25 protein-coding genes are annotated in these 25,300 nt (G+C 72.7%); 16 read left to right on the top strand and 9 right to left on the bottom strand.

Annotation, left to right across the window (positions count from 1 at the left end):
• Positions 1-263 precede the first annotated feature (263 nt).
• Both G515_RS0116445 and cobT read right to left on the bottom strand, forming a co-directional pair.
• Positions 264-1,031, bottom strand: coding sequence for an adenosylcobinamide-GDP ribazoletransferase (locus G515_RS0116445; protein WP_036555901.1), 768 nt, complete (start codon positions 1,029-1,031; stop codon positions 264-266).
• Positions 1,031-2,074, bottom strand: a complete 1,044-nt coding sequence (gene cobT / locus G515_RS0116440) for a nicotinate-nucleotide--dimethylbenzimidazole phosphoribosyltransferase (protein ID WP_028661028.1) — start codon at positions 2,072-2,074, stop codon at positions 1,031-1,033. Before cobT ends, G515_RS0116445 begins: the two co-directional genes overlap by 1 nt.
• 235 nt (positions 2,075-2,309) lie before the next feature.
• On the opposite strand from cobT, the gene thiE reads away from it, so the two are divergent.
• From thiE to G515_RS0116390, 10 genes are all read left to right on the top strand, one after another.
• Positions 2,310-2,930 (top strand): thiamine phosphate synthase, encoded by a 621-nt coding sequence (gene thiE / locus G515_RS0116435; RefSeq protein WP_084653725.1) that lies wholly within the window; start codon positions 2,310-2,312, stop codon positions 2,928-2,930.
• 5 nt (positions 2,931-2,935) lie between these two features.
• A complete protein-coding gene (locus G515_RS21965) occupies positions 2,936-3,976 on the top strand; it encodes an FAD-dependent oxidoreductase (RefSeq protein ID WP_211221064.1) in 1,041 nt (346 codons plus the stop codon).
• The gene (gene thiS / locus G515_RS0116425) at positions 3,973-4,206 is read left to right on the top strand and encodes a sulfur carrier protein ThiS (RefSeq protein ID WP_028661026.1); all 234 of its coding nucleotides are present in this window, start codon (positions 3,973-3,975) and stop codon (positions 4,204-4,206) included. The genes G515_RS21965 and thiS overlap by 4 nt, the downstream gene beginning before the upstream one ends.
• The gene (locus G515_RS0116420) at positions 4,203-4,976 is read left to right on the top strand and encodes a beta/alpha barrel domain-containing protein (RefSeq protein WP_028661025.1); all 774 of its coding nucleotides are present in this window, start codon (positions 4,203-4,205) and stop codon (positions 4,974-4,976) included. The genes thiS and G515_RS0116420 overlap by 4 nt, the downstream gene beginning before the upstream one ends.
• Positions 4,973-5,551: a thiamine phosphate synthase gene (locus G515_RS21960; RefSeq protein WP_036555900.1), complete on the top strand. Its 579-nt coding sequence runs from the start codon at positions 4,973-4,975 to the stop codon at positions 5,549-5,551. Before G515_RS0116420 ends, G515_RS21960 begins: the two co-directional genes overlap by 4 nt.
• Positions 5,548-6,414 carry a bifunctional hydroxymethylpyrimidine kinase/phosphomethylpyrimidine kinase gene (gene thiD / locus G515_RS21955; RefSeq protein ID WP_051218493.1) on the top strand — a complete coding sequence of 289 codons (867 nt, stop codon included), beginning with the start codon at positions 5,548-5,550 and terminating at the stop codon, positions 6,412-6,414. The genes G515_RS21960 and thiD overlap by 4 nt, the downstream gene beginning before the upstream one ends.
• Positions 6,411-8,066 carry a phosphomethylpyrimidine synthase ThiC gene (gene thiC / locus G515_RS0116405; protein WP_028661024.1) on the top strand — a complete coding sequence of 552 codons (1,656 nt, stop codon included), beginning with the start codon at positions 6,411-6,413 and terminating at the stop codon, positions 8,064-8,066. Before thiD ends, thiC begins: the two co-directional genes overlap by 4 nt.
• A 116-nt stretch (positions 8,067-8,182) precedes the next feature.
• Complete coding sequence (locus G515_RS0116400) at positions 8,183-9,736, top strand: AMP-binding protein (RefSeq protein ID WP_028661023.1); 1,554 nt, start codon at positions 8,183-8,185, stop codon at positions 9,734-9,736.
• A gap of 248 nt (positions 9,737-9,984) precedes the next feature.
• Positions 9,985-10,419: a hypothetical protein gene (locus G515_RS0116395; RefSeq protein ID WP_028661022.1), complete on the top strand. Its 435-nt coding sequence runs from the start codon at positions 9,985-9,987 to the stop codon at positions 10,417-10,419.
• 5 nt (positions 10,420-10,424) lie between these two features.
• Positions 10,425-11,306, top strand: a complete 882-nt coding sequence (locus G515_RS0116390) for a serine/threonine-protein kinase (protein ID WP_036555899.1) — start codon at positions 10,425-10,427, stop codon at positions 11,304-11,306.
• A 37-nt stretch (positions 11,307-11,343) separates the two neighbouring features.
• On the opposite strand, the gene G515_RS0116385 is transcribed toward G515_RS0116390, so the two are convergent.
• From G515_RS0116385 to G515_RS21945, 3 genes are read right to left on the bottom strand one after another with little or no spacing between them, the layout of a single operon-like run.
• Positions 11,344-12,018, bottom strand: coding sequence for a response regulator transcription factor (locus G515_RS0116385; RefSeq protein ID WP_028661020.1), 675 nt, complete (start codon positions 12,016-12,018; stop codon positions 11,344-11,346).
• Positions 12,003-13,511 carry a sensor histidine kinase gene (locus G515_RS21950; protein ID WP_245565444.1) on the bottom strand — a complete coding sequence of 503 codons (1,509 nt, stop codon included), beginning with the start codon at positions 13,509-13,511 and terminating at the stop codon, positions 12,003-12,005. Before G515_RS21950 ends, G515_RS0116385 begins: the two co-directional genes overlap by 16 nt.
• Positions 13,492-13,896, bottom strand: a complete 405-nt coding sequence (locus G515_RS21945; RefSeq protein WP_157571152.1) for a hypothetical protein — start codon at positions 13,894-13,896, stop codon at positions 13,492-13,494. Before G515_RS21945 ends, G515_RS21950 begins: the two co-directional genes overlap by 20 nt.
• A gap of 140 nt (positions 13,897-14,036) precedes the next feature.
• Between G515_RS21945 and G515_RS0116370 the strand changes: the two genes are divergently transcribed.
• The 3 genes from G515_RS0116370 to G515_RS0116360 are packed head-to-tail and all read left to right on the top strand — an operon-like array spanning position 14,037 to position 17,126.
• Positions 14,037-15,161 carry a Nif3-like dinuclear metal center hexameric protein gene (locus tag G515_RS0116370; RefSeq protein WP_028661019.1) on the top strand — a complete coding sequence of 375 codons (1,125 nt, stop codon included), beginning with the start codon at positions 14,037-14,039 and terminating at the stop codon, positions 15,159-15,161.
• 22 nt (positions 15,162-15,183) lie between these two features.
• Complete coding sequence (locus G515_RS0116365; protein ID WP_245565443.1) at positions 15,184-15,957, top strand: zinc ribbon domain-containing protein; 774 nt, start codon at positions 15,184-15,186, stop codon at positions 15,955-15,957.
• Positions 15,954-17,126, top strand: a complete 1,173-nt coding sequence (locus tag G515_RS0116360) for a bifunctional RNase H/acid phosphatase (protein ID WP_028661017.1) — start codon at positions 15,954-15,956, stop codon at positions 17,124-17,126. The genes G515_RS0116365 and G515_RS0116360 overlap by 4 nt, the downstream gene beginning before the upstream one ends.
• Before the next feature lie 17 nt (positions 17,127-17,143).
• Here the strand turns inward: G515_RS0116360 and yaaA are convergent, their stop codons facing one another.
• The gene (yaaA, locus tag G515_RS0116355; protein ID WP_028661016.1) at positions 17,144-17,938 is read right to left on the bottom strand and encodes a peroxide stress protein YaaA; all 795 of its coding nucleotides are present in this window, start codon (positions 17,936-17,938) and stop codon (positions 17,144-17,146) included.
• A 19-nt stretch (positions 17,939-17,957) separates the two neighbouring features.
• Between yaaA and G515_RS0116350 the strand changes: the two genes are divergently transcribed.
• The 3 genes from G515_RS0116350 (at position 17,958) to G515_RS21940 (ending at position 21,730) form a co-directional block, all read left to right on the top strand.
• Positions 17,958-19,436 (top strand): RNB domain-containing ribonuclease, encoded by a 1,479-nt coding sequence (locus G515_RS0116350; RefSeq protein WP_028661015.1) that lies wholly within the window; start codon positions 17,958-17,960, stop codon positions 19,434-19,436.
• Between the two features lie 235 nt (positions 19,437-19,671).
• Positions 19,672-20,493, top strand: a complete 822-nt coding sequence (locus G515_RS0116345; protein WP_028661014.1) for a sulfurtransferase — start codon at positions 19,672-19,674, stop codon at positions 20,491-20,493.
• Between the two features lie 181 nt (positions 20,494-20,674).
• Positions 20,675-21,730: a sulfotransferase family protein gene (locus tag G515_RS21940; protein ID WP_084653659.1), complete on the top strand. Its 1,056-nt coding sequence runs from the start codon at positions 20,675-20,677 to the stop codon at positions 21,728-21,730.
• On the opposite strand, the gene G515_RS0116335 is transcribed toward G515_RS21940, so the two are convergent.
• The 3 genes from G515_RS0116335 to G515_RS0116325 all read right to left on the bottom strand — a co-directional run bounded on the left by G515_RS0116335 (position 21,720) and on the right by G515_RS0116325 (position 25,290).
• Complete coding sequence (locus tag G515_RS0116335; protein WP_028661013.1) at positions 21,720-22,616, bottom strand: hypothetical protein; 897 nt, start codon at positions 22,614-22,616, stop codon at positions 21,720-21,722. The genes G515_RS21940 and G515_RS0116335 overlap by 11 nt on opposite strands.
• A 113-nt stretch (positions 22,617-22,729) precedes the next feature.
• Positions 22,730-24,178, bottom strand: coding sequence for an aldehyde dehydrogenase family protein (locus tag G515_RS0116330; RefSeq protein WP_051218491.1), 1,449 nt, complete (start codon positions 24,176-24,178; stop codon positions 22,730-22,732).
• Positions 24,175-25,290 (bottom strand): NAD(P)-dependent alcohol dehydrogenase, encoded by a 1,116-nt coding sequence (locus G515_RS0116325; protein WP_036555898.1) that lies wholly within the window; start codon positions 25,288-25,290, stop codon positions 24,175-24,177. Before G515_RS0116325 ends, G515_RS0116330 begins: the two co-directional genes overlap by 4 nt.
• Positions 25,291-25,300: the final 10 nt, after the last annotated feature.

Genomic DNA, 25,300 nt, shown 5'->3' with positions numbered 1-25,300 from the left:
GTGGACCGTTGAGTCGGTCGTGGTGGACCGTTGAGTCGGTCGTGGTGGACCGTTGAGTTGGTCGTGGTGGGCGGTTGAGTTGGTCGTGATGGACGGTTGAGTCCGTCGTCCCGTACGGCATGTCCCCGGGAGGCACGACTCGACGGTCCGGGAGCACCGACTCGACGGTCCGGGAGCACCGACTCGACGGTCCGGGAGGCGCGACTCAACCGCCCACCACGACCGACTCAACGGTCCGGGAGGCCCATCTCGACCGGTGGGGGTCAGGTGAGGGCGAGCAGGATGGTGGCGAGGGAGAGTTCGACCGAGGCGCCGAAGACGTCGCCGGTCACCCCGCCCAGGCGACGCGTGGTGTGGCGGATCAGCAGGCCGACCACGGCCGCGGCGAGGAGCATCGCTAGGAGTCCTCGCCACCAGGGCAGTCCGGCGACCGGGGCCAGCGCGGCGAGTACGGCGGCGGCCACCGCCCAACTGACCAGCACCCCGGTGCGCGGGACCGAGCCGGAGTAGAGGTCGCCCAGTCCGCCCGGACGGGCCGACGGGATCCCGCGGGCGCAGCACAGCGCGAGGGAGCACCGCGAGACGAGCACGGCCACGCCGGCGAGGAGCGCCCCCGCGAGCGGCGTACTCCCTGCGGTGGAGAGCGATCCGAGGGCGGCGGCCTGGAGTCCGAGCACCACCACGAGTGCGACCACTCCGGCAGGGCCGGCGGTGCCGGTCTTCATCACGGCGAGGGAGCGTTCCCGGTCGTAGGAGGCGGTGAGCCCGTCCACGGTGTCGGAGAGGCCGTCGAGGTGGAAGGCCCGACTGCCCAGCGCGAGGGCGCCGACGGCGAGCAGTCCGATCACCGGCGCGGGCAGGCCGAGCAGGCCGCCCGCAGCGAGCACCGCGGCGACCGCCACACCGAGCGGCAGCACGGCGAGCGGCGCGATCAGCATGGCGACCCGGGCGGCGGCACGGTCGACGGTGCGCGGTGCGGGGACGGGCACCGCCGTCAGGGTGCCGGCGGCGAGCAGGACCCCGTCACGCATCACGCCGGGCCGAGGTCGCTGAGCAGCCCGACGTCGCGGAGCAGGACGGCGGCGCTGCGGAGCACCGGCACCGCTGCGACGGCGCCGGACCCTTCGCCGAGCCGCATCCCGAGGTCGAGCAGCGGGGTGAGCCCCAGCTTGTCGAGGACCAGGCTCTGCGCCGGCTCGGGGGAGCGGTGGCCGGCCAGGAACCAGGCGGCCGCACCGGGCGCGAGCCGGTCGGCGGTGAGCGCGCAGGCGACCGACATCAGGCCGTCCAGCAACACCGGTACGCCGGCCCGGGCGGCCGCGGCGAGGTAGCCGGTCGTGGCCGCGAGGTCGGCGCTGCCGAGCGCGGTGAGGGTGGCGACGGGGTCGTCATGGCGGGTCCGGGTGCGGTCGCAGGCGGCCTCGATCACTGCCCGTTTGTGCTCCATCGCGGCATCGTCGAGCCCGGTACCGCGCCCGGTCACCGCGTCGGCGTCCAGGCCGAGACCGGCCGCCACCAGGGCCGCGGCCGGAGTGGTGTTGCCGATGCCCATGTCGCCGCTGATCAGCAGATCGGCACCGGCAGCGATCTCCTCGGCGGCGACCTGTTCGCCGGCGGCCAGGGCGGCGCGCACCTCGGCGTCGGTGAGGGCGTCCTCGAGGTGGATCGCGCCGCTGCCGCGGCGGACCTTGTGCGCCTGGAGCGGACGACGTACGTCGTCCGGGAGGTCGGCGAAGTCGTCGTCGACGCCGAGGTCGAGCACCCGGACGCTGACGTCGTGGGCGCGGGCCAGGGCCGACACGCCGGCCCCGCCGGCGAGGAAGCTGCGCACCATCGCCCCGGTGATGCTGGCCGGGAAGGCCGAGACGCCGTGCTGGGCGACGCCGTGGTCGCCGGCGAAGATGACCAGCCGCACCCGGGACGGCGGTGCCGGCGGCACGGTCCCCTGCGCCGCGGCGAGCCAGACCGCCGCCTCGCCCAGCCGGCCCAGCGCACCCGGCGGCGTCGCCAGGGCGGCGAGTCGCTCGGCGGCTGCGGAGGCGGTCTCGGCGGAGGGCGGCTTCACGGAGGTCATGCGGCGAGGCTCCTGGCTGTCGGCGAGGCGGGTGGGGCCGAGCGGATCGGCAGGGACACGGTACGCGGCGGGACCTCGCTGCCGGAACGCACCGGCCTTGCGAGGGCCTCGCCCTCCCGCTACGGTCGACCGCAATCCAGCACGGGAGTCCGCGGCAGCGGGCTGAGATGGGGCTGACGCCGTCCCGACCGTCGAACCTGCACCGGGTCATTCCGGCGAAGGAAGCGAGGAAGAGATGCGTCCTGAGAGTGCTGCGCCCCCACCGCCGTTGCCCAGGGTGTGCGCCCTGGTCTCCGCCGCCGACGAGATCGCCCTGCTGCCGGCGTTCGCCCGGGCGGGCGTGGGGATGGTCCAGGTCCGGGCGAAGGCGCTGCCCGACCGGGAGGTGCTCGAACTGGTCGCCCGGGTACGGCGGGCGCTCGCCGGCACACGAACCCTCGTGCTGGTCAACGACCGGGTCGACCTCGCCCTGGCCGCCGGCGCGGACGGCGTGCACCTGGGGATCGACGACCTGCCCGTGCCTCTCGCCCGGCAGATCGCCCCCGACCTGCTGATCGGAGCGACCTGCCGGGATCGCCGCCAGGTCGAGCAGGCGGCTCGGGACGGCGCCGACTACGCCGGCTTCGGGCCGGTCTGGGCGACCGCGTCCAAGCAGGGGCTGCCCGACCCGCTGGGCACCGCGGCGGTCGGCAGCGCCACCGGGCCACTGCCGCTCCTGGCCATCGGCGGCGTCGACGCTCCCCGAGCGCGTCAGGCCCGAGCCGCCGGCGCGCACGGCGTCGCCGTTCTCGGGGCGTTGTGGCGGGCGCCGGATCCGGTCGCCGCCGCGAAGGAGCTGGTCGCCGCGGTCGCGTGAGCAGCGTGCGGACCACGACGCCCCTGGTGCGGATCCTCGGGGCCGGCATCATCGGGCTCTCCTGCGCGGAGGAACTCTCCCGGCGCGGGTACGACGTCGAGGTGGTCGACCCGGCGCCCGGGTCGGGCGCGTCGTACGCCGCCGCGGGGATGCTGAGCCCGCACGCGGAGGTCTGGCACGGAGAGCCCGAGATCCTCGGACTCGGGCGACGCAGCCTCGCCCTGTGGCCGGCGTACGCCGGACGGCTGGGGGTGTCGCTGCACACCGCCGGGACGGTGCTCGCCGGGCTGGACTCCGGTGACCTCCAGGAGATCGAGCGGCAGTTCGCCCTCGCCGATGGGAGCGGGCGGGCCCGGCCGCTGGACCGGAGGGAGCTTCGCGACCTCGAACCCGGCCTCGGCGAGCGCTTGGCCGGGGGAGTCCTGCTCCCCGAGGACTGGTCGGTGGACCCCCGCGCGCTTCTCCGCGCCCTACTCGCCCGGACGACGGTGCGGGCGAGGCCGTCCGGGCGAGCGGCCGCGACCACCGTGCTGGCCACCGGGGCCAGGCTCCCGGCCGAGGCCGGTGGGCTGGTCGAGAGCGTGCGCGGGGTGCGTGGCGAGATCCTCCGGGTGCGGAGCACGGACCCGCCGCTCCACACGGTGCGGGGCTGGGTGCGGGGCGAGCAGGTCTACCTGGTGCCGCGCGCGGACGGCGAGGTGGTCGTCGGCGCCACCACCGAGGAGCACGAGGCGCCGGCGGCGGTCACCGCCGGTGGCGTGCTCCGGCTCCTGGCGGCCGCTCGGGAACTGTGGCCGGCGCTGGAACGGGCCGAGTTCGTCGAGGCGACCGCCCGCGACCGGCCGGGTACGCCGGACAACCTGCCGCTGGTGGGCCCGGCCGGCACCCCCGGTGTCGTGCTCGCGGCCGGGCACTTCCGGCACGGCGTGCTGCTGGCGCCGCTCACCGCCGTGCTCGTCGCCGACCACCTCGACCACGACCACGTGGAGGCGGCCTTGGATCCACGCCGCTTCTCAGTACGCATCAGCGAAGGAGACACACCATGAGCCGAACCAGCAGAACCCTCCCGCTCCGGGTGACCGTGAACGGCGACCCCCTGGAGTTGCCCGACGGTGCGACCGTGGCGGACCTGGTGGACCGGGCACGCGGCACCCGCCACCCTGCGGGGGTCGCGGTGGCGGTGGCCAGCAGCGTCGTGCCTCGGGGGGAGTGGGAACGCAGGGTCCTGCGCCCGGGCGAGGCGGTCGAGATCGTGACGGCGGTGCAGGGCGGATGAGCACCCTCACCATCGCCGGACGAGAGTTGGACGCGCTCTGGCTGGGCACCGGCGGACTCCCGCGGCTCTCCCTGCTGGAGCCGGTGCTCGATGCCGCCCGCCCCGGCCTGGTCACCGTGTCGATCCGGCGGACCTCCGGTCAGGGGGAGGGAGGCCTGCTCGGCCGGCTGGCCACCGCCGGCGTACCGGTGCTGCCGAACACCGCCGGTTGCCTGTCCGCCCGCGAGGCGATCCTGACCGCCGAACTCGCCCGGGAGGCGCTCGGGACCGATTGGGTGAAGCTGGAGGTGATCGGCGACGAGACCTCCCTGCGGCCCGACGCGATCGCGCTGGCGGAGGCCGCCGAGGAACTGGTCCGCCGCGGCTTCACCGTGCTGCCCTACTCCACCGACGACCCGGTGCTGGCCCGCCGCCTGGAGGACGCGGGGTGCGCCGCGGTGATGCCGTTGGGCTCGCCGATCGGCTCGGGCCTGGGGGTGCTCAACCCGCACGCGATCGAGGCGGTGGTCGCCGCCGTCTCGGTGCCGGTGGTGCTGGACGCCGGGGTCGGCACGGCCTCGGACGCCGCGCTGGCGATGGAGTTGGGCTGTGCTGCCGTGCTGGCGGCGACGGCGATCACCCGGGCGGAGGACCCGGTAGGGATGGCCGCGGCCATGAGGTACGCCGTCCTGGCCGGTGCCGCCGCCCGCGCGGCCGGCCGGATCCCTCGGCGTACCGCCGCCCGGGCATCCTCGCCGATGGCGGGGCGGATCGCGGGGGTCCCGGCATGAGACTGCCCCGCGTCCTGTTGCTCACCGACCGTTCCCAGCTCCGGCTCGGTCGGGGCCTGGTCCGGACCATCGCCGAGTGCAGGCAGGCCGGCCTGACCCATGTCGTCCTGCGCGAGCTGGACCTCTCCCACGACCGCCGCGCGGCGCTGGCCGCCGATCTGGCGGCCACCGGGGTCCGCGTGATCGCGGCCCACCGTGACCTGCCGGCTGCGGACGGGGTCCAGCAGCCGACCGCCGGGTGCGGGGATGAGGCCGGGCGACTCCTGGGACGCAGCGCTCACACGCGGGCGGAGGCCGAGCGGGCGGCGGCCGACGGTGCGGCGTACGTGACCTTGGGCCCGTACGCCACCACCGCGTCGAAGCCGGGCTACGGACCGCTGCTGCCTGACGGCGCCTTCACCGGACTCCCGGTGCCGGCCTACGCCCTGGGCGGGATCACCCCCGAGAACATCGGCGAGGCCCTGGCCGAGGGTGCCCACGGGGTGGCGGTGATGGGCGCGGTCATGCGCGCCGCCGACCCGGCGCGGGTGATCGCGGAGCTGCTCGGCCGTTGCCCTGCCGGAGCGATCCGATGACGCCGCCGGTCTGCCTGACCGTCGCGGGCACCGACTCGGGGGGTGCCGCCGGCGTCGCCGCCGACCTGGCCACCTTCGCCGGACTCGGCGTGCACGGCGGCTGCGTCGTCACCGCCGTCACCGCCCAGGACACCACCGGGGTCCACGACGTCCACCCGGTCCCGACCGCGTCGGTCCAGCGGCAGTGGGAGGCGGTGCTCGGCGACCTGTCGGTGGCGGCGGTCAAGACCGGCATGCTGGGCACTGCCGAGGTGGTCGAGTGGTTGAGCCACCGCCTGGCCGGGCTCGCCACCTCCCAAGGAACCTCTCGCGGGGCCTCCGTCGTGGTCGATCCGGTGCTGGTGGCCACCTCGGGTGCGGTGCTCGGCGACGCCGAGGTGGCCCGTGCCTATGTCGAGGCGCTGCTGCCGGTCTGCACCGTGGTCACGCCCAACCTGGAGGAGGCCAGGGCCCTGGCCGGCGATCCCACCGCGGGGCCGCGCGAGCTTGCGGGACGGCTCAGCGAACTCGGGCCCGCGGTGGTGGTGACCGGCGGCCCCGACGGCGCCGCCATCGACGGTCCGTGCCGTGACTGGCTGGCCGAGCCGGGCCGGGAACCGGTCGCCCTCACCCACCCGGCGGTCGACACCGAGCACGACCACGGCACCGGCTGCACGTTCAGCGCGGCCCTGGCCGCGCACCTCGCCCATGGACTCGCCCTCACCGGGGCGGTCGAGGCCTCCGCCGACTTCACCACCCGCCAGCTGCGACTCAGCCGGGACTGGCGGCTCGGCCGAGGGCGCGGGTCGATCGCCCATCTGACCACGACCGGTCCCGTCGCCGGGACCCGACTTCCCACCACCAGCCTCCGAGGAGCGAGATGACCATCCACCCCGCCCACACCCGGATCGAGCGCGGCGACCTGCGGGTCCCTGCCACCCGGGTCAGACTGACCAACGGCGAGAGCTTCGACCGGTACTGCACCACCGGGCCGGGCAGCGACCCGGCCACCGGCCTGCCGCCGCTCCGCGAGGGCTGGATCGTCGAGCGCGGCGACAGCGCGACGTACGCCGGACGCGAGACCCGCCTGCTGGACAACGGCCGGTCCGCCGTACACCGTGGCACCGCGCGCGAGGAGTGGCAGGGAGACCGCCGCCCACCGCGCCGTGGCGAGCGCGTCACCCAGATGCACTACGCCCGGCGGGGGCAGGTGACCCGCGAGATGGAGTACGTCGCGGCCCGGGAGGGCTGCGAGGTCGAACTCGTGCGCAGCGAGGTCGCCGCCGGTCGGGCGATCATCCCGGTCAACCTGAACCACCCGGAGAGCGAACCGATGATCATCGGTCGTCGCTTCCTGGTGAAGATCAACGCCAACATCGGCAACTCCGCGGTCACCAGCAGCATCGGCGAGGAGGTGGACAAGCTCACCCACGCGGTCACCTGGGGTGCCGACACGGTGATGGACCTCTCCACCGGCCAGGACATCCACACCACCCGCGAGTGGATCCTGCGCAACAGCCCGGTGCCGATCGGGACGGTGCCGATCTACCAGGCGCTGGAGAAGGTCGACGGGGAGGCGGACAGGCTCACCTGGGAGATCTTCCGCGACACGGTCGTCGAGCAGGCCGAGCAGGGCGTCGACTACATGACCATCCACGCCGGCGTACTGCTGCGCTACGTGCCACTGACCGTCGACCGGATCACCGGCATCGTCTCCCGCGGCGGCTCGATCATGGCCGGCTGGTGCCTGGCCCACCACGAGGAGAACTTCCTCTACACCCACTTCGACGAGCTCTGCGAGATCTTCGCGCGCTACGACGTGAGCTTCTCCCTCGGCGACGGGCTGCGTCCCGGATGCACCGCCGACGCCAACGACGAGGCCCAGCTGGCCGAGCTCCGGACACTGGCCGAGCTCACCGAGCGGGCGTGGGAGCACGACGTCCAGGTGATGGTGGAGGGACCGGGGCACGTGCCGCTGAACCTGGTCGAGGAGAACGTCCGCCTCCAACAGGAGTGGTGCCACGGCGCACCCTTCTACACCCTGGGCCCGCTGGCGACCGACATCGCGCCGGGATATGACCACATCACCTCCGCGATCGGTGCCGCGGCGATCGCGATGCACGGCACCGCGATGCTCTGCTACGTCACCCCCAAGGAGCACCTCGGCCTCCCCAACCGCGAGGACGTCAAGACCGGCGTGATCACCTACAAGCTCGCCGCGCACGCGGCCGACGTCGCCAAGGGACACCCGGGCGCTCGGGCCTGGGACGACGAACTGAGCAAGGCCCGCTTCGAGTTCCGCTGGCACGACCAGTTCGCGCTCTCGCTGGACCCGGTGACCGCCGAGCAGTTCCACGACGAGACGCTGCCCGCCGAGAACGCCAAGACCGCCCACTTCTGCTCGATGTGCGGCCCGAAGTTCTGCTCGATGCGGATCAGCCAGGACGTCCGGGACCGCTTCGGCGCCGAGGCCGGGATGAAGGCGAAGTCACGGCAGTTCGTCGAGCTGGGCGCGAGCGTGTACGTCGAGGGCTGAGGGCAGCACGATGTCGGGGGGTCACCGGTCGCTCCAGGTCGGTAGGGGGAGGCGATAGGCGGGCCCGGGTCGGATCATTAGAGTGAGCCGCATCACCATCGCCTGGGAGGTAAGACGTGTTCGTCCCGTTCAGTGTCACCGACTTCATCGACCGAGCCGTGCAGGTGTACGGCGACCGGGTGGGCGTCGTCGACGAGCCCGGCCAGCCGGCGCCCTCGCTCGGCTCGCTCACCTACCGTGAGATCGGCGCCCTGGCCCGGCGCCAGGCGGCGAAGCTGGACGAACTCGGCATCGCACCGGGGGACCGGGTGGCGGTGGTCAGCCACAACAGTGCCCGGCTGCTGACCAGCTTCTTCGGGGTCTCGGGCTTCGGGCGGGTGCTGGTGCCGATCAACTTCCGGCTGAGCCCCGACGAGGTGCAGTACATCGTGGAGCACTCCGGCGCCCGGGTGCTCTACGTCGACCCGGAGATCGACCAGGCCCTGGCCGGGGTGCGGGCGGAGCACCGGTTCGTGCTCGGCGAGGACGAGCAGATGTTCGCACCGATCGGTGCCGAGCCGCAGCCGTGGGAGCACGACGAGAACGCCACCGCGACCATCAACTACACCTCCGGCACCACCGCCCGGCCCAAGGGCGTCCAGATCACTCATCGCAACATCTGGACCAACGCTGTCACCTTCGCGCTGCACGCCGGCCTCACCGACCGTGACGTCTACCTGCACACCCTGCCCCAGTTCCATGCCAACGGATGGGGCATGCCCTTCGCCGCCACCGGGCTCGGGATCAAGCAGGTCATCCTCCGCAAGGTGGACGGCGCCGAGATCCTGCGCCGGGTGCGGGATGAGGGCGTGACCTTCATGTGCGCGGCGCCGGCCGTGGCTGCGGCGGTGCTGGAGGCCGCACAGACCTGGGAGGGCGAGATCCCCGGGCGCGACCGGGTGCGGATCATCATGGCCGGAGCGCCCCCGCCGACCAAGACCGTCGTACGGGTCGAGGAGGAACTGGGCTGGGAGTTCATCCAGATCTACGGCCTCACCGAGACCAGCCCGCTGCTCACCATCAACCGCACCCGCCAGGAGTGGGACGATCTGGAGCCCCTCGAACGCGCCCAGCGACTCACCCGCGCCGGTGCGCCGGCCCTCGGGGTGAGCCTGGCCGTCGAGGAGTCGGACGCCGCCGGGGAGGGCGGCGGCGAGGTGCTGGCCCGGTCGAACGTCGTGCTCGAGGGCTACTGGGAGCAGCCCGAAGAGTCCGAACGGGCCCTGCGCGACGGCTGGTTCCACACCGGGGACGGCGGCGAGCTGGGGGAGGACGGCTATCTCACCATCAGCGACCGCAAGAAGGACGTGATCATCACCGGCGGCGAGAACGTCTCCTCCATCGAGGTCGAGGACTGCCTGTTCTCCCACCCCTCCGTCGCCGAGGTCGCCGTGATCGGCGTCCCCAGTGAGAAGTGGGGCGAGACCATCCTGGCCCTCGTCGTCCTCGCCGAGGGAGCCGAGGCCACCGAGGCGGACCTGATCGGGTGGTGCAAGCAGCGCCTGGCCGGCTACAAGTCGCCCACCGTGATCGAGTTCCGCACCGAACTGGCCCGCACCGCCACGGGCAAGTTGCAGAAGTTCAAGCTGCGGGCGCCGTACTGGGAGGGCATGGACCGCCAGGTGAATTGAGTGCCGCTGGTGGCACTGCGCGAGCGTGTCTCCGCCGCCGTGCCGGAAGACAGAAGCGTGGCACCGGCGGCTCCCGCCACGCTGCCGCGGTGGCACTGCGCGAGCGTGTCTCCGCCGCCGTGCCGGGCGGGGCTGATCGCGCGAGATGAGAGGCGTCTCATCTGCGACTCATGGTGGGCTCACGCCGGATCGGCAGAGTCGTCCTCGTCAGTTCAGCGAGGGGTCTCCGGGCCCGGGGAAGGAACACCATGCGCACCATCACCAAGGTCGGACTCAGGAGCCTCACCGTCGCCACCGCACTGGCGGTCGGAGCGGGGCTGTTGACGCTCAGCGCGGCGGGGTCCGCGGACTCCGAGGGCGACCTCGCCTTCAAGCGGGACGACGACGCGGTCGACGTGATCATGACGGTCGACGACGACGACGAGGACGACACCAACGACCGAACCAAGAGCACCAAGGACACCCGGAGCCGGGAGAACGGCACCAGCCGCGACCGGACCGGGGTGAGCCGCTCCCGCGCGGACGCCACCAACAGCCGTAAGACCAAGGTGAGCCGCGACCGGGACCGCAGCCGGGCCGACCTGACCCGGGACATGACGCGGGACGGGAAGAACAACAAGCTCAAGCGGGACTGGTCGAAGAACTCCACCAACGACCGCAGCCGCAACGACACCCGCGGCTGACGCAGGTGACCCGACCCGAGGACGAGTGGGGCTTTCAAGCCGGCGCCCCCATCACCCCCGAGTTGACCGCGATGCGGCTGCTCGGGGGCGGTTCGGCGTACGAGGCGTATCTGGCCTTCGACGAGATCACCTATGCCCCGGTGGTGGTCAAGGTGGTGCGCCCCGGGCAGGCCGGTGACGCCACCTCCCTGCGCGGACTCCGCAGGGAGGTCGAGGCCCTGGCAACCATCAACCATCCGGGCGTCGTCCGAGGGCTGCGGCACCACCTGGAGGGGGAGCGGCCCCACGTGGTGCTCGAGGAGGTCGACGGACCGCGCCTCTCCAGCCTGATCCGACGCCAGGGGCCGTTGCCCCCGCAGCAGTACGTCGCCCTCGCGATGGACCTGGCCAGCGTGCTGCACTACCTGCGGCATGTCGGCTGGGTGCACCTGGACATCAAGCCGAGCAACGTGATCATGGGTGCCCCGGCCAGGCTGATCGACCTCTCGGTGGCACGCCCGGTCGAGGCCGCACGCCCCCTGACCTACGAGATCGGCACGGACGCCTACATGCCGCCCGAGCAGTGCGTCCCGGGCGGGCCGCAGGTGCCCGACTTCGCCAGCGACGTCTGGGGCCTGGGGGCCACGGTGTATCACGCGGTCACCGGATACCGCCCCTTCGACGAGGGCGATCCGGACGCCGAGGACCGAATCCGCCGCTACCCCCAGCTGGTCGACCCGCCCTACGAGTTCCCCGACCGGACACCGCCGCAGATCGTGGACCTCCTGGTCAGCACCCTGGACGCCGACCCTGCCGCCCGGCCGGCACCGCACCAGATCTCCGAACTGCTCGCCCCCGTGATGGAGGCGCTGCCCCGCGCCCGCCTCGGCGGTCTGCGGGCCCGCTGACCCGACCCGGCGGGCCGGCCGCGGGTGCGGGTCAGCGTCAGAACCGGAAGCGGTAGCCCATGCCCCGCACGGTCTCGATCGTGTGGGCGCCGAGCTTGCGGCGCAGGTAGCCGACATAGACGTCCACCACGTTCGAACCGGGGTCGAAGTCGAAGCCCCAGACGTGGTCGAGCAGTTGCTCGCGGGAGAGCACCTGGCCGGCGTTGCGCAAGAAGATCTCGGCGAGGGCGAACTCCCGGGCGGACAGCTCGACCGGTTGCCCACCGGAGCTGACCCGACGGGTGCGCAGCTCGAGCCGCACCCCGCCACCCTCCAGGACGTCGGCCGACCCGTCGTCCCCGACCGCAGGCTGCAGTTGGCGCAGCCGGAGTCGGACCCGGGCCTGCAACTCGGCGTACCGGAACGGCTTGGGCATGTAGTCGTCGGCGCCGCCCTCCAGGGCGCTGACGGTGTCCTCGACCGAGTCCCGGGCGGTGAGCACGATGACGGGCAGGACCGACCCCTGGCCGCGGAGCTGGTCGAGCACCTCGAAGCCGTCCAGGCCGGGGAGCCCGATGTCGAGGACCATCAGGTCGTAACTCCCGCTGAGCGCGTGGTCGAGGCCGACGAGGCCGTCGTCGACCACGGTGGCCTGGTGACCGTCGGCGCGCAGTCCCTTGGCGACGAAGGAGGCGATCCTGGCCTCGTCCTCGACGATCAGGATGTGGGCCATGGGTGCTCCTTGCGGGTGGGGCCGGCAGGGCTTCGGGGAGGGTCGGGGTGACCCGGATCGTGCCCCGCCTCGGGGGCAGGGAGGTCGAGTACGACGAGTGCACCCGGCGGGTCGGCCTCCTCGACCCGCACGGTGCCCCCGTGCGCGGCCACGATGGCGCGGACGATGGAGAGGCCGAGGCCGAAGCCGTCGTCGCCGTGCGGGACGTCCGCGCGCCCGAACCGCTCGAAGACCTGGTCGCGCTGCGCGGCCGGGATGCCGGGTCCCGTGTCACGGACCCACAGGGTGAGCCGACCCCGTCCGTAGGCCGACCCGAGGGCGATGGTGTCGCCCTCGGTGGTGTGCTTCACGGCGTTCTCGGTGAGTTGCAGCATCGCCTGGGTGAGCCGCTGCGAGTCGGCCAGCACGACCACGGGGGCCACCTCGTCGATCACCCAGGACCGTGACCCGAGCGCGGTGGCCTTGGTGAGGACGCCGCGGGTGAGCGCGGCCGCGTCGACCGCGTCCACGGTGAGGAAGCCCGGTCGGGCGCTCTTGGTGAGCAGGATCAGGTCGCGCACCAGGCGGCTCATCCGGTCGACCTCCTCCAGCACGAGGTCGCGGGTGGCGCGGACCTCGGCGGGGTCGTGGGGGTCGAGGAGTTCGAGGTGGCCGCTGATCACGGTGAGCGGGGTGCGTAGCTCGTGGCCCGCGTCGTCGAGGAAGCGCCGCTGGCTCTGGAAGGAGGTGTCGAGCCGGTCCAGCATGCCGTTGACGGTGTGGGTCAGAGCGGTGAGGTCGTCGTTGCCGGTCTCGGGGATGCGCCGGGACAGGTCGGTCGCGCTGATCTCCTCGGCGGTCTGCTGGAGGGTGCGCAGCGGGCGCAGCAGCCAGCCGGACTGCAGGTAGGCGACCAGTACCACGACGATCAGGCACAGCAGCGCCACCACCGCATAGGTGCGCATCGTGGTCTGGAGTTCGGCGAGGTCCTCGTCCAGATAGCCGACCACCAGCAGCGCCCCGGTGGTCTCGCCCTGGGCGACCGGCTGGCTGGTCATCACGATCTTCCCCCAGTCGCTGTCGAAGCGCGTCGTACCACCCTGGGCGACCAGCGGTTCGGCGGCCTCGAGGAAGGCCGGGTCGTGGACCAGTTCGTCGTCGGGGAACCAGTGCTCGGGGCCGTTGCCGACCCAGGCGACCAGCAGCTCGTCGTCGTCGGGCACGTTGCGCTGCAAGAAGGTGAACAGCAGTGCGTCGACGTCCGTCCAGGCCTCACCGGTCTGGGGGTCGACCCCCTGCTGGAGCTTGGCGAACTCATCCAGCTCCTGCTCCATCTCCTGCTGGACACTGGCCTCGATCCGGTCGGCCTCGACCAGGTAGACGATCAGCCCGGCGCCGATGAGGGTCGCCGCGACGATCACGGCCATGGTCGCGGCGATCCTCGTCCGGACGGTGAGTCCGCGCTTGGGTCCGCCGGCTGCCGCCGGCTGCGGATCAGTTGTCCCCGTCGTCATCGTCCCCATCGTCCGAGTCGTCCCCGCCGTCATCCCCGTGGTCGTCTCCGCCGTCGTCATCGTCGTCCCCATCATCGTCGGAGTACGGCGTGGGCGGGACGACCGTGTCGGCCGGAGGTGAGGGCCGAGCCGACTTCGTGGCGGAGCCGCCCGGCCCGGAGTCCCCGGGGCGCGAGTCCGCCGGAGGGGAGGGCGACCCGGACGGTGCGGCCGAACGCGACGCGGTCGGCGAACCAGGTGCGCCCGTGTCGGCTGCGGGGGAGGTGATCTCGATGACGGGCCGGGGGGCGGGGTCGGGCTCGCTCCCGATCCAGCTGCCGATGAAATAGGCGCCCAGGGGCAGGAGCAGCGCGAGCGGGAGGATGACCTTCCACGGCGTCGTCATGTCCCGATCGTGCCGCATTCCGGTGTGGTCGGGATGAGCCGATCATGAGAGACCTCTCATCGGCCGTGGCGGCATGCCGGGTCTGCACCCCGGCGCCGGTCCCAGGGGACGTCCCGGGCGCATCACCCTAGGGTGATCCCATGCCGCTGCTCGCCGACGTCGTGACCCTGCTCGACTCCTGGTATCCGCCGCACACCGCCGACTCCTGGGATGTCGTCGGGCTGGTCGCGGGCGATCCCACGGCGGAGGTGGAGCGGATCATGTTCGCGGTCGACCCGACCTTCCCGGTGGCCGAGGAGGCGGCGGTCTGGGGCGCGGATCTGCTGGTGGTGCACCATCCACTGTTCTTGAAGGCCGTCCACGACTTCCCGGCCTCCTCGCCGAAGGTGCGCACGCTGAGCACCCTGATCCGGGCCGACTGTGCGCTCCTGACCGCGCACACCAACGCCGACCAGGCCGCCGGCGGGGTCTCCGAGGCGATGGCCCAGGCGCTCGGCCTCACCGAGGTGACGCCGCTGCTGCCCTCGATCGGGAACACCCCCCGGGACAAGGTGACCGTCTTCGTCCCGCTCACCCACGCACAGGCGGTGCGCGATGCCCTCGCCGCGGCCGGCGCGGGACGGATCGGCGACTACGAGTCGGCGTCGTTCTCCGGCCGGGGGGAGGGGCGCTTCCGCCCCCTCCGAGGTGCCACGCCCCACCTCGGTGAGATCGGCCGGCTCGAGGTCGTGGAGGAGGAGCGGATCGAAGCGATCGTGCCGCGTCATCGCCGGAGCGCCGTGGTGCGGGCGATGCTGGCCGCCCACCCCTATGAGGAACCGGCCTGGGATCTGGTCGAGCTGGTCGACCTGCCCTCGACCAGCGAGGGCACCGGGCGGATCGGCACCCTCCCCGAGGGGATGACGCTGCAGGAGTTCGCGGCCGCGGTGGCTGTCGCCCTGCCCGAGACGGCCGGTGGCCTGCGGGTCGGCGGCGACCTCGACCGGGAGGTACGCCGGGTGGCCCTGTGCGGCGGCGCCGGTGACTTCCTGCTCGACCGGGTGGCCGGGAGCGACGTCGACGTCTATGTGACCAGCGATCTTCGTCACCATCCGGCAGCGGAGTTCCTGGAGAAGGACGGCCCGGCGCTGATCGACGTACCCCACTGGGCCGCGGAGTGGACCTGGCTGCCCGTAGTGGAGAGGAAGCTGCGCGCGGCGCTGGGAGATACGGTGGAGACCCGCGTCAGCACCACCGTCACCGACCCCTGGTCGCTGCGGCTCTGACCGCACTCCGTCCGATCGCCCGTTGCACATCCACTCAGCCCAGGAGCCCACGCTGAAAGCCGATCCCCGCGCGCAGCGCCAGCTGCTCGAGGTGCAGGAGCTCGACTCCCGCATCGACCAGCTTCGACACCGCCGCGCCGCCCTGCCCGAGCACGTCGAGCTGGAGAACCTCGCCGCCCAGCGCAAGCATCTCGACGACCGGGCCCGCGATGCCCGCATCAAGGTCGACGACCTCACCGTCGCGCAGCGGAAGGCCGACGCCGACGTCGAGTCGGTGCGCGCCCGCCGGCGCCGCGACCAGGAGCGGATCGACGCCGGCCTGATCAGCAACCCCAAGGACCTCGAGCGGATGCAGAAGGAGATCGAGAACATCGATCGGCGCATCGGCGTACTCGAGGACGAGGAACTGGAGGTCATGGAGCAGCTCGAGGAGTCCCAGGGCACCCTCGACGAGCTCACCGCTCAGCTCGCCGAGCTCGATGGCCGCATCGCCGAGGTCACCGCCGCCCGCGATGAGGCGGCCGGACGGATCGACTCCGAAGGACGGGTGGCCGTGGCCCAGCGGCCGAGCACCGTCGAGGGGACGCCCGCCGACCTGCTCGCCCTGTACGAGAAGCTCCGCTCGCAGAAGGGCGGCGTGGGCGTCGGCCTGCTGCGCGCCCGGCAGTGCGGGGGCTGCGGGCTCAGCCTCGACCAGGCCGAGCTGTCCCGGATCCGGAGCGCCCCGACCGACGAGGTGATCCGCTGCGAGGAGTGCTCGCGGATCCTGGTGCGCACCGACGAGTCCGGCCTGTGACCGCATCCGGCGCGGGGCCGGCCGCCGTCCTGATCGAGGCGGACGGCGGCTCCCGCGGCAATCCCGGCCCTGCGGGTTACGGGGCGGTGCTCAAGGACGCCGCCACCGGCCGGGTGATCGCCGAGGACGGCACCCCGATCGGAGTGGCGACCAACAACGTCGCCGAGTACAACGGCCTGATCGCCGGGCTGCGGCTGGCCGCCGAGTTCGCGCCCGAGGCCGACATCGAGGTCCGGATGGACTCCAAGCTGGTCGTGGAGCAGATGTCCGGGCGCTGGAAGATCAAGCATCCCGACATGAAGCCGCTGGCCATGGAGGCCAACCGGCTGGCGCCCTTCGGCACCGTCTACACCTGGGTGCCGCGGGAGCGCAACAAGCACGCCGACCGGCTGGCGAACGAGGCGCTCGACGGCGTCCGCAACGGCGTGACCGCGGCGGGTGACTCAGCGCCGTCCGAGCCGGAGTCGCTGGTCGAGCCGGAGCCGGCGGACCAGACCAGCACCCCCAGCCGCGGCTGGAGCGGGGCCCGTACGGCGACCACCCTGGTGCTGGTCCGGCACGGCGTCACCGCGCACACCCTGGACAAGCGCTTCTCCGGTGGCCTGACCGGGGCCAACCCCGGACTCTCCGAGGAGGGGCGGGCCCAGATGCGAGCCACCGCCGAGTGGCTGAGCCCGCTGGGCGAGCACGCCGCGGCCGTGGTGGCCTCGCCGGTGCGTCGTACCCGCGAGAGTGCCGACCTGCTCGCCGCCCGGCTGGACCTCGACGTGGTCGAGGAGGCCGGCTTCGCGGAGATGGACTTCGGCTCCTGGGAGGGCCTCACCTTCCCCGAGGTGCAGGCCCGGGACCCCGAGGCGATGCGGCGCTGGTTCTCCTCGGTAGACGAGCCGGCCGGTGGCGGGGAGTCCTTCCGGGCCGTGCAGCGGCGGGTGCTCCGCGGCCTGGGCACCGTCCTGGGCAAGTACGCCGGCCAGACCGTCGTCGTGGCCACCCATGTCACGCCGATCAAGACCCTCGTGGCCGACGCGATGGGGGCGCCGCTGGACTCGCTGTTCGCGATGGAGCTCTCTCCGGCCTCGGTCACCGTGGTCTCCTACTACGCAGACGACCGCTCCTCGCTGCGCCTGTTCAACGCCGTCCCCACCGGGGAGACAATCGGCGGCTGGTGAGCCGGGGTCCGGCCCCCTCAGAGCTCGGCGACGACCACGTCGAGCTGGGTGCCGGCCCGCCCGGGGGCCCCGGCCTCGACGTACCAACCGAGGTCTCGCAGGGCGTCGGCGAGCTCGGTCGGGGTACGCGGGGTGGCCCCGTCCTCGAGCAGGGCACGGGTGATCCGGCCCTTGGTCGCCTTGTTGAAGTGGCTGACCACGCTGCGGCGTCCGTCGGTCTCGTGCAGCACCCGCACGGTGGCGACCCGTCCGCCGAGCGCGGCATCGGGCTTCCAGAAGGCGGCGTACGTGCCCGAGCGCAGGTCGATCAGGAGTCCCTCGCCCAGCGCCTCCTCGGCGGCGGGGCCGAGGTGCCGGCGCCAGTAGGAGGAGACCCGCTCGCCCTGCGCCATCCCGAGGCCGGGCAGCCGGGTGTCGCCGGAGAGGCGGTACGCCGGGATCCGGTCGGCCGGCGAGACCAGGCCGAAGACGGAACTGGCCACCCGCACCCGCCGGGTGAGCCGGCGCTTGGCGGCACTGGAGAGGCTGGCGGCGTCCAGGGCGTCGTACAGGACGCCGGTGTAGATCCGATCCGCGCGCGCGGTGGCCCGCTCGCGCAGGTGGGCGTTGAGCTCGACCAGTTCCGGCTGGGACGCCGGCACACCGAGCGCCGCCGAGGCCCGCACCGGATCGCCCTGGCACAGCGTCCGCAGCGCGTCGATCACCTCGGCGCGGGCGTCGGTGAGGCCGGGCATGGTGAGCGCGGCCAGGTCGAGCCGGGCACCGCGCGTGGGCGCGGCCTTGCCTTCGCTGGGCGGGAGCAGGATGAGCACGGTGCCCTATCGTGCCGGTATGCCCAGCCAGCGCGTGATCCGGGTACGCACCGTCCATGACGGTGTCGCCGCCACGTCGCTGCGGGAGGGGATCGCCGCCATCCGGGCCGAACAGGGGATCCGTCCCGAGTTCGCCCCCGAGGTCGAGGAGGCGGCCGCGGCCGCCGCTGCCGCGCCGCGGCTGCCCGACCTCGACCGGACCGACCTCGACCTGATCACGATCGACCCCGAAGGCTCGCTCGACCTCGACCAGGCCGTCCACCTGACCCGCGCCGGGGACGGGGGAGGCTTCCTGGTCCACTACGCGATCGCGGACGTCGCGGCGTTCGTCTCGCCCGGTGACCCGGTCGACCTCGAGGCCCAGCGACGCGGCGAGACCTACTACGCGGCCGACTCCAAGGTGCCCCTGCACCCCACGGTGCTCTCCGAGGATGCCGCCTCGCTCCTGCCCGACCGGGTCCGCCCGGCCCTGTTGTGGACCATCCGGGTCGACGCGAGGGGCGAGGGCACCGGCGTGCAGGTGGAGCGGGCGCTGGTCCGTTCCCGTGCCCGGCTCAGCTACCGGGAGGCACAGCGGATCATCGACCTCGACGGCACCGCCGGCGAGACGCCGTACGCCCACACCCTGGGGCTGCTGCGGGAGGTCGGCGAACTACGGCTCGCCCGGGAGGCCGAGCGCGGCGGTGTGAACCTGCCGCTGCCCGAGCAGGAGATCGACATCGACGGGGACACCTGGCGTCTGGAGTTCCGCAGCCAACTGCCGGTGGAGCAGTGGAACGCGCAGATCTCGCTGCTCACCGGGTTCGCTGCCGCCACGCTGATGACCCAGGCCCGGGTCGGCGTACTCCGCACCCTGCCGCCGGCCGACCCGCGTGACCTCCAGCGCCTGCATCGCACCGCTCGCGGACTCGGGCTCAGCTGGCCGGCCGAGCAGCCCCATCCGGAGTTCATCCGTTCCCTCGACCCGGCCGACCCGGCGCAGGCGGCGATGGTGGTCGCCTGCACCCGGCTGCTGCGGGGGAGCGGGTACGCCGCCTTCGAGGGCCGGCTCCCCGAGCTGACCGGGCATGCGGCGCTGGCCTCGGACTATGCCCACGTCACCGCCCCGCTGCGGCGCCTGGCCGACCGGTACGCCGGCGAGATCTGTCTCGCGCTGTGCGCCGAACGACCGGTCCCCGAGTGGGTGCGGAGCACGCTGCCGACCCTGCCCGATCTGATGCGGTCCTCGGGTTCGCGCGCCGGAGCCTACGAGCGTGCCGTGCTGAACCTGGTCGAGGCGGGCACGCTCGCTCCGCACGTCGGTGAGCACTTCGAGGGCGCGATCGTGGAGATCGACGAGAAACATCCCCACCGCGGCCAGGTGAACGTACGCCGCCCCGCGGTCGAGGCACGGGTGGAGGCCGCGGAGTCGAGGACCCTGCCCCTCGGCGAACGGGTCCGTGTCCGCCTCGCCGAGGCCGACCCAACCACCCGCTCCGTCCGCTTCACCCTGTCCTGACCTCTCCCCCCTTCCCCCTCCTCCTGTTGAGTCGGCCCTCGTGGCACGTTGACTCGGGTCTCGTGGCATGTTGAGTTGGGGCTTGTGGCACGTTGAGTGGGGTCTCCTGGCACGTTGACTCGGGCCCTGTGGCACGTCGACCTGTGCGTGGTGGGTCGTTGAGTTTCGCTGTGTGGCACATCGAGTCGGCCCTCGTGGGACGTGGCGACATCGGGAGCCGCCTAGGGTGAGGCGCATGGACGTGGTCATCACCGCAGACCGGCTCGCTGATCTCCTGGCGAGCGAGGTCCCGCCAGTGCTGCTCGACGTACGTTGGCGACTGGGCGGTCCTCCTGGGCGGGAGGAGTACGCCGAGGGGCACCTGCCGGGGGCGGTCTACGTCGACCTCGAGACCGAACTCGCTCGGCACGGCACACCCGAGGAGGGCAGGCACCCGCTGCCCGACCCGGTCGACTTCCAGGCGGCGGCTCGCAGCTGGGGCGTCTCGCCGGGTCGGCTGGTGGTCGCCTACGACGACAATGGCGCGATGTCGGCCGCGCGGGCGTGGTGGCTGCTGCGCTGGGCAGGGCACGGCGACGTACTCCTGCTCGACGGCGGACTCGCCGCATGGCGCGCCTCCGGGCACGAGCTGACGAACGATTCGGTGGACCCGGCGCCCGGCAGCTTCGTCGCGCGGCCGGGTGCACTTCCGGTGCTCGGACCCGACGACCTGCGTCCCTACACGGGCGTCCTGCTCGACGCACGCGCCAGCGCCCGGTTCCGTGGTGAGACCGAGCCGATCGACCCGATCGCGGGCCACGTACCCGGCGCTCGCAATCTGCCCTCGACCGATCTGCTCGCCGAGGACGGCACCTTCCTTCCGCCGCGGGAGCTGCGCCACCGGTTCGCCGCTGTCGGCGTGGCCGGTGGCGACCCGGTGGGGGTCTACTGCGGGTCCGGGATCAGCGCCGCCCACGAGGTGGCGGCGCTCGCCATCGCCGGCCTGGACGGCGCTCTCTACCCCGGCTCGTGGTCACAGTGGAGCAACCTCGGGCTTCCGGTCGCCACCGGCGACTGAGCCCGGGGCCGGGCACCTCGCACCGAATCCGGCGTGCCGCGACGCGCACGTCGACGTGCCACGAGGCCCGAGTCGACGTGGCGCAGGACGGCGGACCCGGGGTGTCGGAGCGGACGTCTTCCGCCGCGCCCGGCTCCGGGACATGGCCTAATAGTCATGTTAACCACTACGCTTTGTGTGCATGAGTAGCTCAGCGGATCGACGTCCTCCGGACTTCTTCCTGATCGGCGCGCCGAAGGCTGGCACCACCGCGCTGCACGCGGCACTCAGCCAACACCCCGGGATCAACATGTCGCGCGTCAAGGAACCGAAGTACTACATGTGCGGGGACAGCCCGCCGCCGGCGTACAAGGGCCCGGGGGATGCCCACTCCAATCAGGAGTGGGTGTGGCAGCGCGAGCGATACCTGGATCTGTTCGACGACGCACCCAGCGACCGGCTACGCGGGGAGAGCACGCCCTTCTACCTCTACAACCGGGACGCCCGCCGCCGGATCGCGGCGGATGTGCCCCAGGCCAGGGTGATCGCGGTGCTGCGAGACCCCGTCGATCGGGCCTACTCCAACTGGATGCACCTGTGGATGGACGGTCTCGAGCCGTGCGCGGACGTGCTCGAGGCGGTCCGGCGGGAGCCGACGCGGATCGACCGCGGCTGGGCGCCGTTCTGGCACTACCAGTCGCTCGGGATGTACGGCCGCCAGGTGGCGGATCTTTACGACCACCTGCCTCGCGAACAGGTGCTGCTGGTGCGCTATCGCGAGCTGGTCGACGAGCCATCCCTGACCCTCGACCGGGTCTTCGGGTTCCTCGGTGTCGGGCGCGCCGAGATCGACACCATCCCGTCGGACAATTCGCGACGCTTCGTCCAGGACGGCCCGCGCGTGCGCGCCATCGCGCCCGTGATCAGGGCCGGTGCGGCGCTGGGCCAGTTCCTGCCGCCCGAGGTGTGGCGCAGGATCAGTCGACCGCTGGTCGCCCAGTTGCACAGGAACGGCACCACCTCGCGGCCCAGGCTCACCCCCGAGCAGCGGGCCACGCTGCTGGAGCCGCACCTGCCTGACATCGAACTCCTCGAACGGGTCACGGGGGAGTCCTTCGCGGACTGGAAGGGCTATCGCGACGGTGGCTCCTTCGAGACCCGACGCTCCGGCGACGGAGCCGCCGTGCCGCGGCCGCGCTCGGCACCGGGCGAGGCCGAGCTGACCGACGGTGTCGAGCGGCCCGCGCTCAGGGGCTGACGCTCGTGAGCAGGTCGTGCGCGCCGTCCGGTCGGGCCGCCTCGAAGTAGTAACGGATCCGACCGTCCGCGAGGCGTACGGCGCTCGCGTAGCGCAACGCCCCGTCCGAGTGCGGGGACCGAGCCACCGGGCCACCGACGTCGGCGCTCAGGACGCCGTCCCCGAGGTCGCGGGCGACCCCGGTGACCTCGTGCCAGTTGTCCTCCGCCCGCGCGCGACCGTCGTACAACACGACGAGTGGGCTCAGGGTCAGGACGGCGGTCACCCGCGCGCCGCGCGCGTCCCAGTCTCCGGCTCGGGGCAGGAGCACGGTGTCGTGTCGGGTCCAGGACAGCCCGTCGCGGGAGGTGGAGTACGCCGTCCGCATCCGATCCTCGTGCCCTGCCTCGGTCAGCGGGTGCTCGGTGGTCCATAGGTGCCACACCCCGTCCTGGACGAGGACGACCGGGTCCTTGACGCCCACCGCGTCGTCCCCGGCCGCCACGACCGTACGTCGTCCGCTGGGGAACCCCGCAGGCGTGTCGGCGTCCACGGCCTCGATCCACCAGTGCTTGGAACCGGGCGTGGCGCAGCTGAGGTAGAGCCGCCAGCCGCCGTCGGGGCGGCGCAGGACGACGGGCCGTTCGAACGACTCGGCACCGAAGTCGTCCCTCCGGATCCGGGTCACCGTCTCGAAGCGGATCCCGTCGTCGCTGCGCGCCACGATCGTGGAGACGCCACGCCCTGCGTCGATCGGCCGGCGGACCCGGTAGGCCAGCCAGTACACGCCGTCGATCAGGGTCGCGGTGGCGGCGCCGGCCCAGTTGCCGGGGCCGGGCGCCGGCGCGGGCACCACGACCTCGGCGTCGTCGACGCGGGGAAGGGGGAAGGTCGCGGTCACAGTCACGCGATTAGTCTACTCACTCACTCGACAATTCTCGGGCAGGTCGAGCCGTGAGCGGTCCCCGGTGCCGGCCGGGTCCTGGCCGGCACCGGGGATGCGCAGGGGGTGCGCCCGGATCAGCCGCGGCGCGGCGGCCCGGCGATGACGCGCAGCTCGGTGAAGCCGTAGAGGCCCCAGGGGCCGTTCTCCACTCCGATGCCGCTCCACTTGTGCCCGCCGAAGGGAAGGTCGGGGCGGACCGCGCCACCGTGCACGTTGATCGACACCTGGCCGGCGTCCACCTGCTCGGCGATCTTGGCCGCCTCGTTCGGGTCCTCCGACCACACCGAGGCGGTCAGGCCGTAGTTGCTCCGGTTGGCCCGAGCGACCGCGTCGTCCACCTCGTCGTAGGCGATGACCGGCAGGGCGGGGCCGAACTGCTCCTCGTCGACCAGGGCGGTTCCGTCCTCGATGTCGGTGAGGATGGTCGGGGCATAGAAGTAGCCCGGTCGGTCGAGCGGTCGGCCACCGGCGGCGACCCGTGCGCCTCGGCTGACGGCGTCCTCGACCAGACCCGTGACGCGCTTCCACTGTGGCTCGTTGTTGAGCGGGCCCAGCTGGGCGCCCGGTACGGTGCCCTCGTCGACCACGATCGAGTCGGCGATCTGCGCGAGCGCGTCGACCAGGGCGTCACGCTGGCTGCTGTGGACATAGACCCGCTTGGTCGCCAGGCAGATCTGGCCGTTGTTACCGAAGGCGCCCCAGAACAGCGTCGGTGCGATCTGCTCGATCGGTGTGCCGGGCAGGACGATCGCGGGGTCGTTGCCGCCGAGTTCGAGGGTGACCCGCTTGAGGTCGGTGGCAGCGGCGGCCATCACTCGCTTGCCGGTGGCGGTCGAGCCGGTGAAGCTGACCTTGCGCACCAGCGGGTGTTCGACCAGGCGTGCCCCGAGGGGGTCGGCGCCGTCCTCGCCGGTCACCACGTTGAGTACGCCGGCGGGCAGCACCTGGCGCAGCACGTCGGCCAGCACCAGCGTCGCCAGCGGGGTGTACGGCGACGGCTTGACCACCAGGGTGTTGCCGGCACGCAGGGCGGGCGCGATCTTCCACACCGCCAGCGTCAGCGGGAAGTTCCACGGAGTGATCGCGCCGACCACGCCGAGCGGGCGGCGCTGGACCTCGGCGTACCCCTGGTCGTCGTCCTGGACGACCTCGGGCTTCAGATCGAGCTCGGCGTAGTAGCGCAGCCACATGGCGGCGACGGCGACCTCGGTCGCCGAGTCGGCCAGCGGCTTGCCCTGCTCGGCGGTGAGCACCGTGGCGAGGCGGTCGGTGGCGGCCTCGAGCGCGTCCGCGGCGGCGTGCAGGGCGGTGCGGCGTACCTGCTCGTCCTCCCGCCAGGGGACGAAGGCCTCATCGGCGGCGCGCAGGGCGGCCTCGAGGTCTTCCGGGCTGGCGGCGGGGGCCTGCGCGAAGACCTCGCCGGTGGCGGGGTTGATCACGCCGAAGCTCTGCTTGGTCTCGACGATCTCACCGCCGATCACGAGTCCGTTGACGAGTCCGTCCAGTGAAGCTGTGGTGTTCATCGGGTCTCCTGCTGTTCGGGCGAAGGGATGAGGATGACGGGCTTGACCACGGCGCCCGAGACGCTGTCGGCCTCGGCCCGGTCGATGTCGGCGAGCTGATAGCTCTGCACCAGCCGGTCGAGCGGGAACCGCCCGTTGCGGTAGTGCTCGACGAGTTCGGGGATGAACAGCTGCGGCACCGCGCTGCCCTCGTAGACGAAGGTGACGTGGCGGCCGATCAGCGCGGTGGGAGCGATGCTGAACTCGTCCTGTCCGGCGCCGACCAGCACGCACAGCCCCGGGCGGGCCAGGGCCTGGACAGCGACCTGCATGACCGATCCGACGCCGGTGGTGTCGAAGGTGAAGTCGAGGCCGCCGGTGTCGCCGACGACCTGCGCGAGCACGTCCTCGTCGCGACCGTTGACGACGCGGGTGGCGCCGAGTTCGAGGGCCAGGTCGAGTCGGGAGGTGTGCACGTCGACGGCCACGATCTCGCGTACGCCGGACAGCTTGGCCGCCATCACCGCGGCGAGGCCGACCGCGCCGGCCCCGAAGACGGCAAGGTTGTTGCCTGGGCCGGGCTTCATCTCGTTGAGCACCGCGCCGGCGCCGGTCTGGATCCCGCACCCCAGCGGCCCGAGCAGTTCGAGGGGTACGTCGGAGGGCACCTTGACGGTGTTGCGCGCGGTGGTCAGGGCGTACTGGCCGAAGCTGCTCTGGCCGAACCAGCGGGCGGACACCTCGGAGCCGTCGACGAGCCGAGCTCCGGTGCTGCCGTCGACCCGTCGTCCGGACATGTTGCGCAGCTCGAAGGTCGCGCAGTACGCCGGCCGCCCGGTGAGACAGGGGGAGCAGTGTCCGCAGCTGTCGAAGCTGAGCACGACGTGGTCGCCGACCGCGAGCCCTTCGACCTGGCTGCCGACCGCCTCGACCACCCCCGCTCCCTCATGTCCGAGCGCCGCCGGAAGGAGCGCCTCCAGTGCGGGGAGCCGGGCCAACATGTCGGTGTGGCACATCCCGGCGGCGACAACCCTGACCAACACCTCGTCGGGGCGGGGCTCCTCCAGGGTCACCTCCTCGATCGAGAAGGGTCCGTCGGACTTGCGGAGGACAGCACTGAGCGAGGTCACCATCGGCGTCGCT

The organism is Nocardioides insulae DSM 17944, assembly GCF_000422825.1.
Classification (GTDB): Bacteria; Actinomycetota; Actinomycetes; order Propionibacteriales; family Nocardioidaceae; genus Nocardioides; species Nocardioides insulae.
Note: the sequence above shows the minus strand (reverse complement) of the source record. Positions and strands in the feature narration are given on the sequence as shown.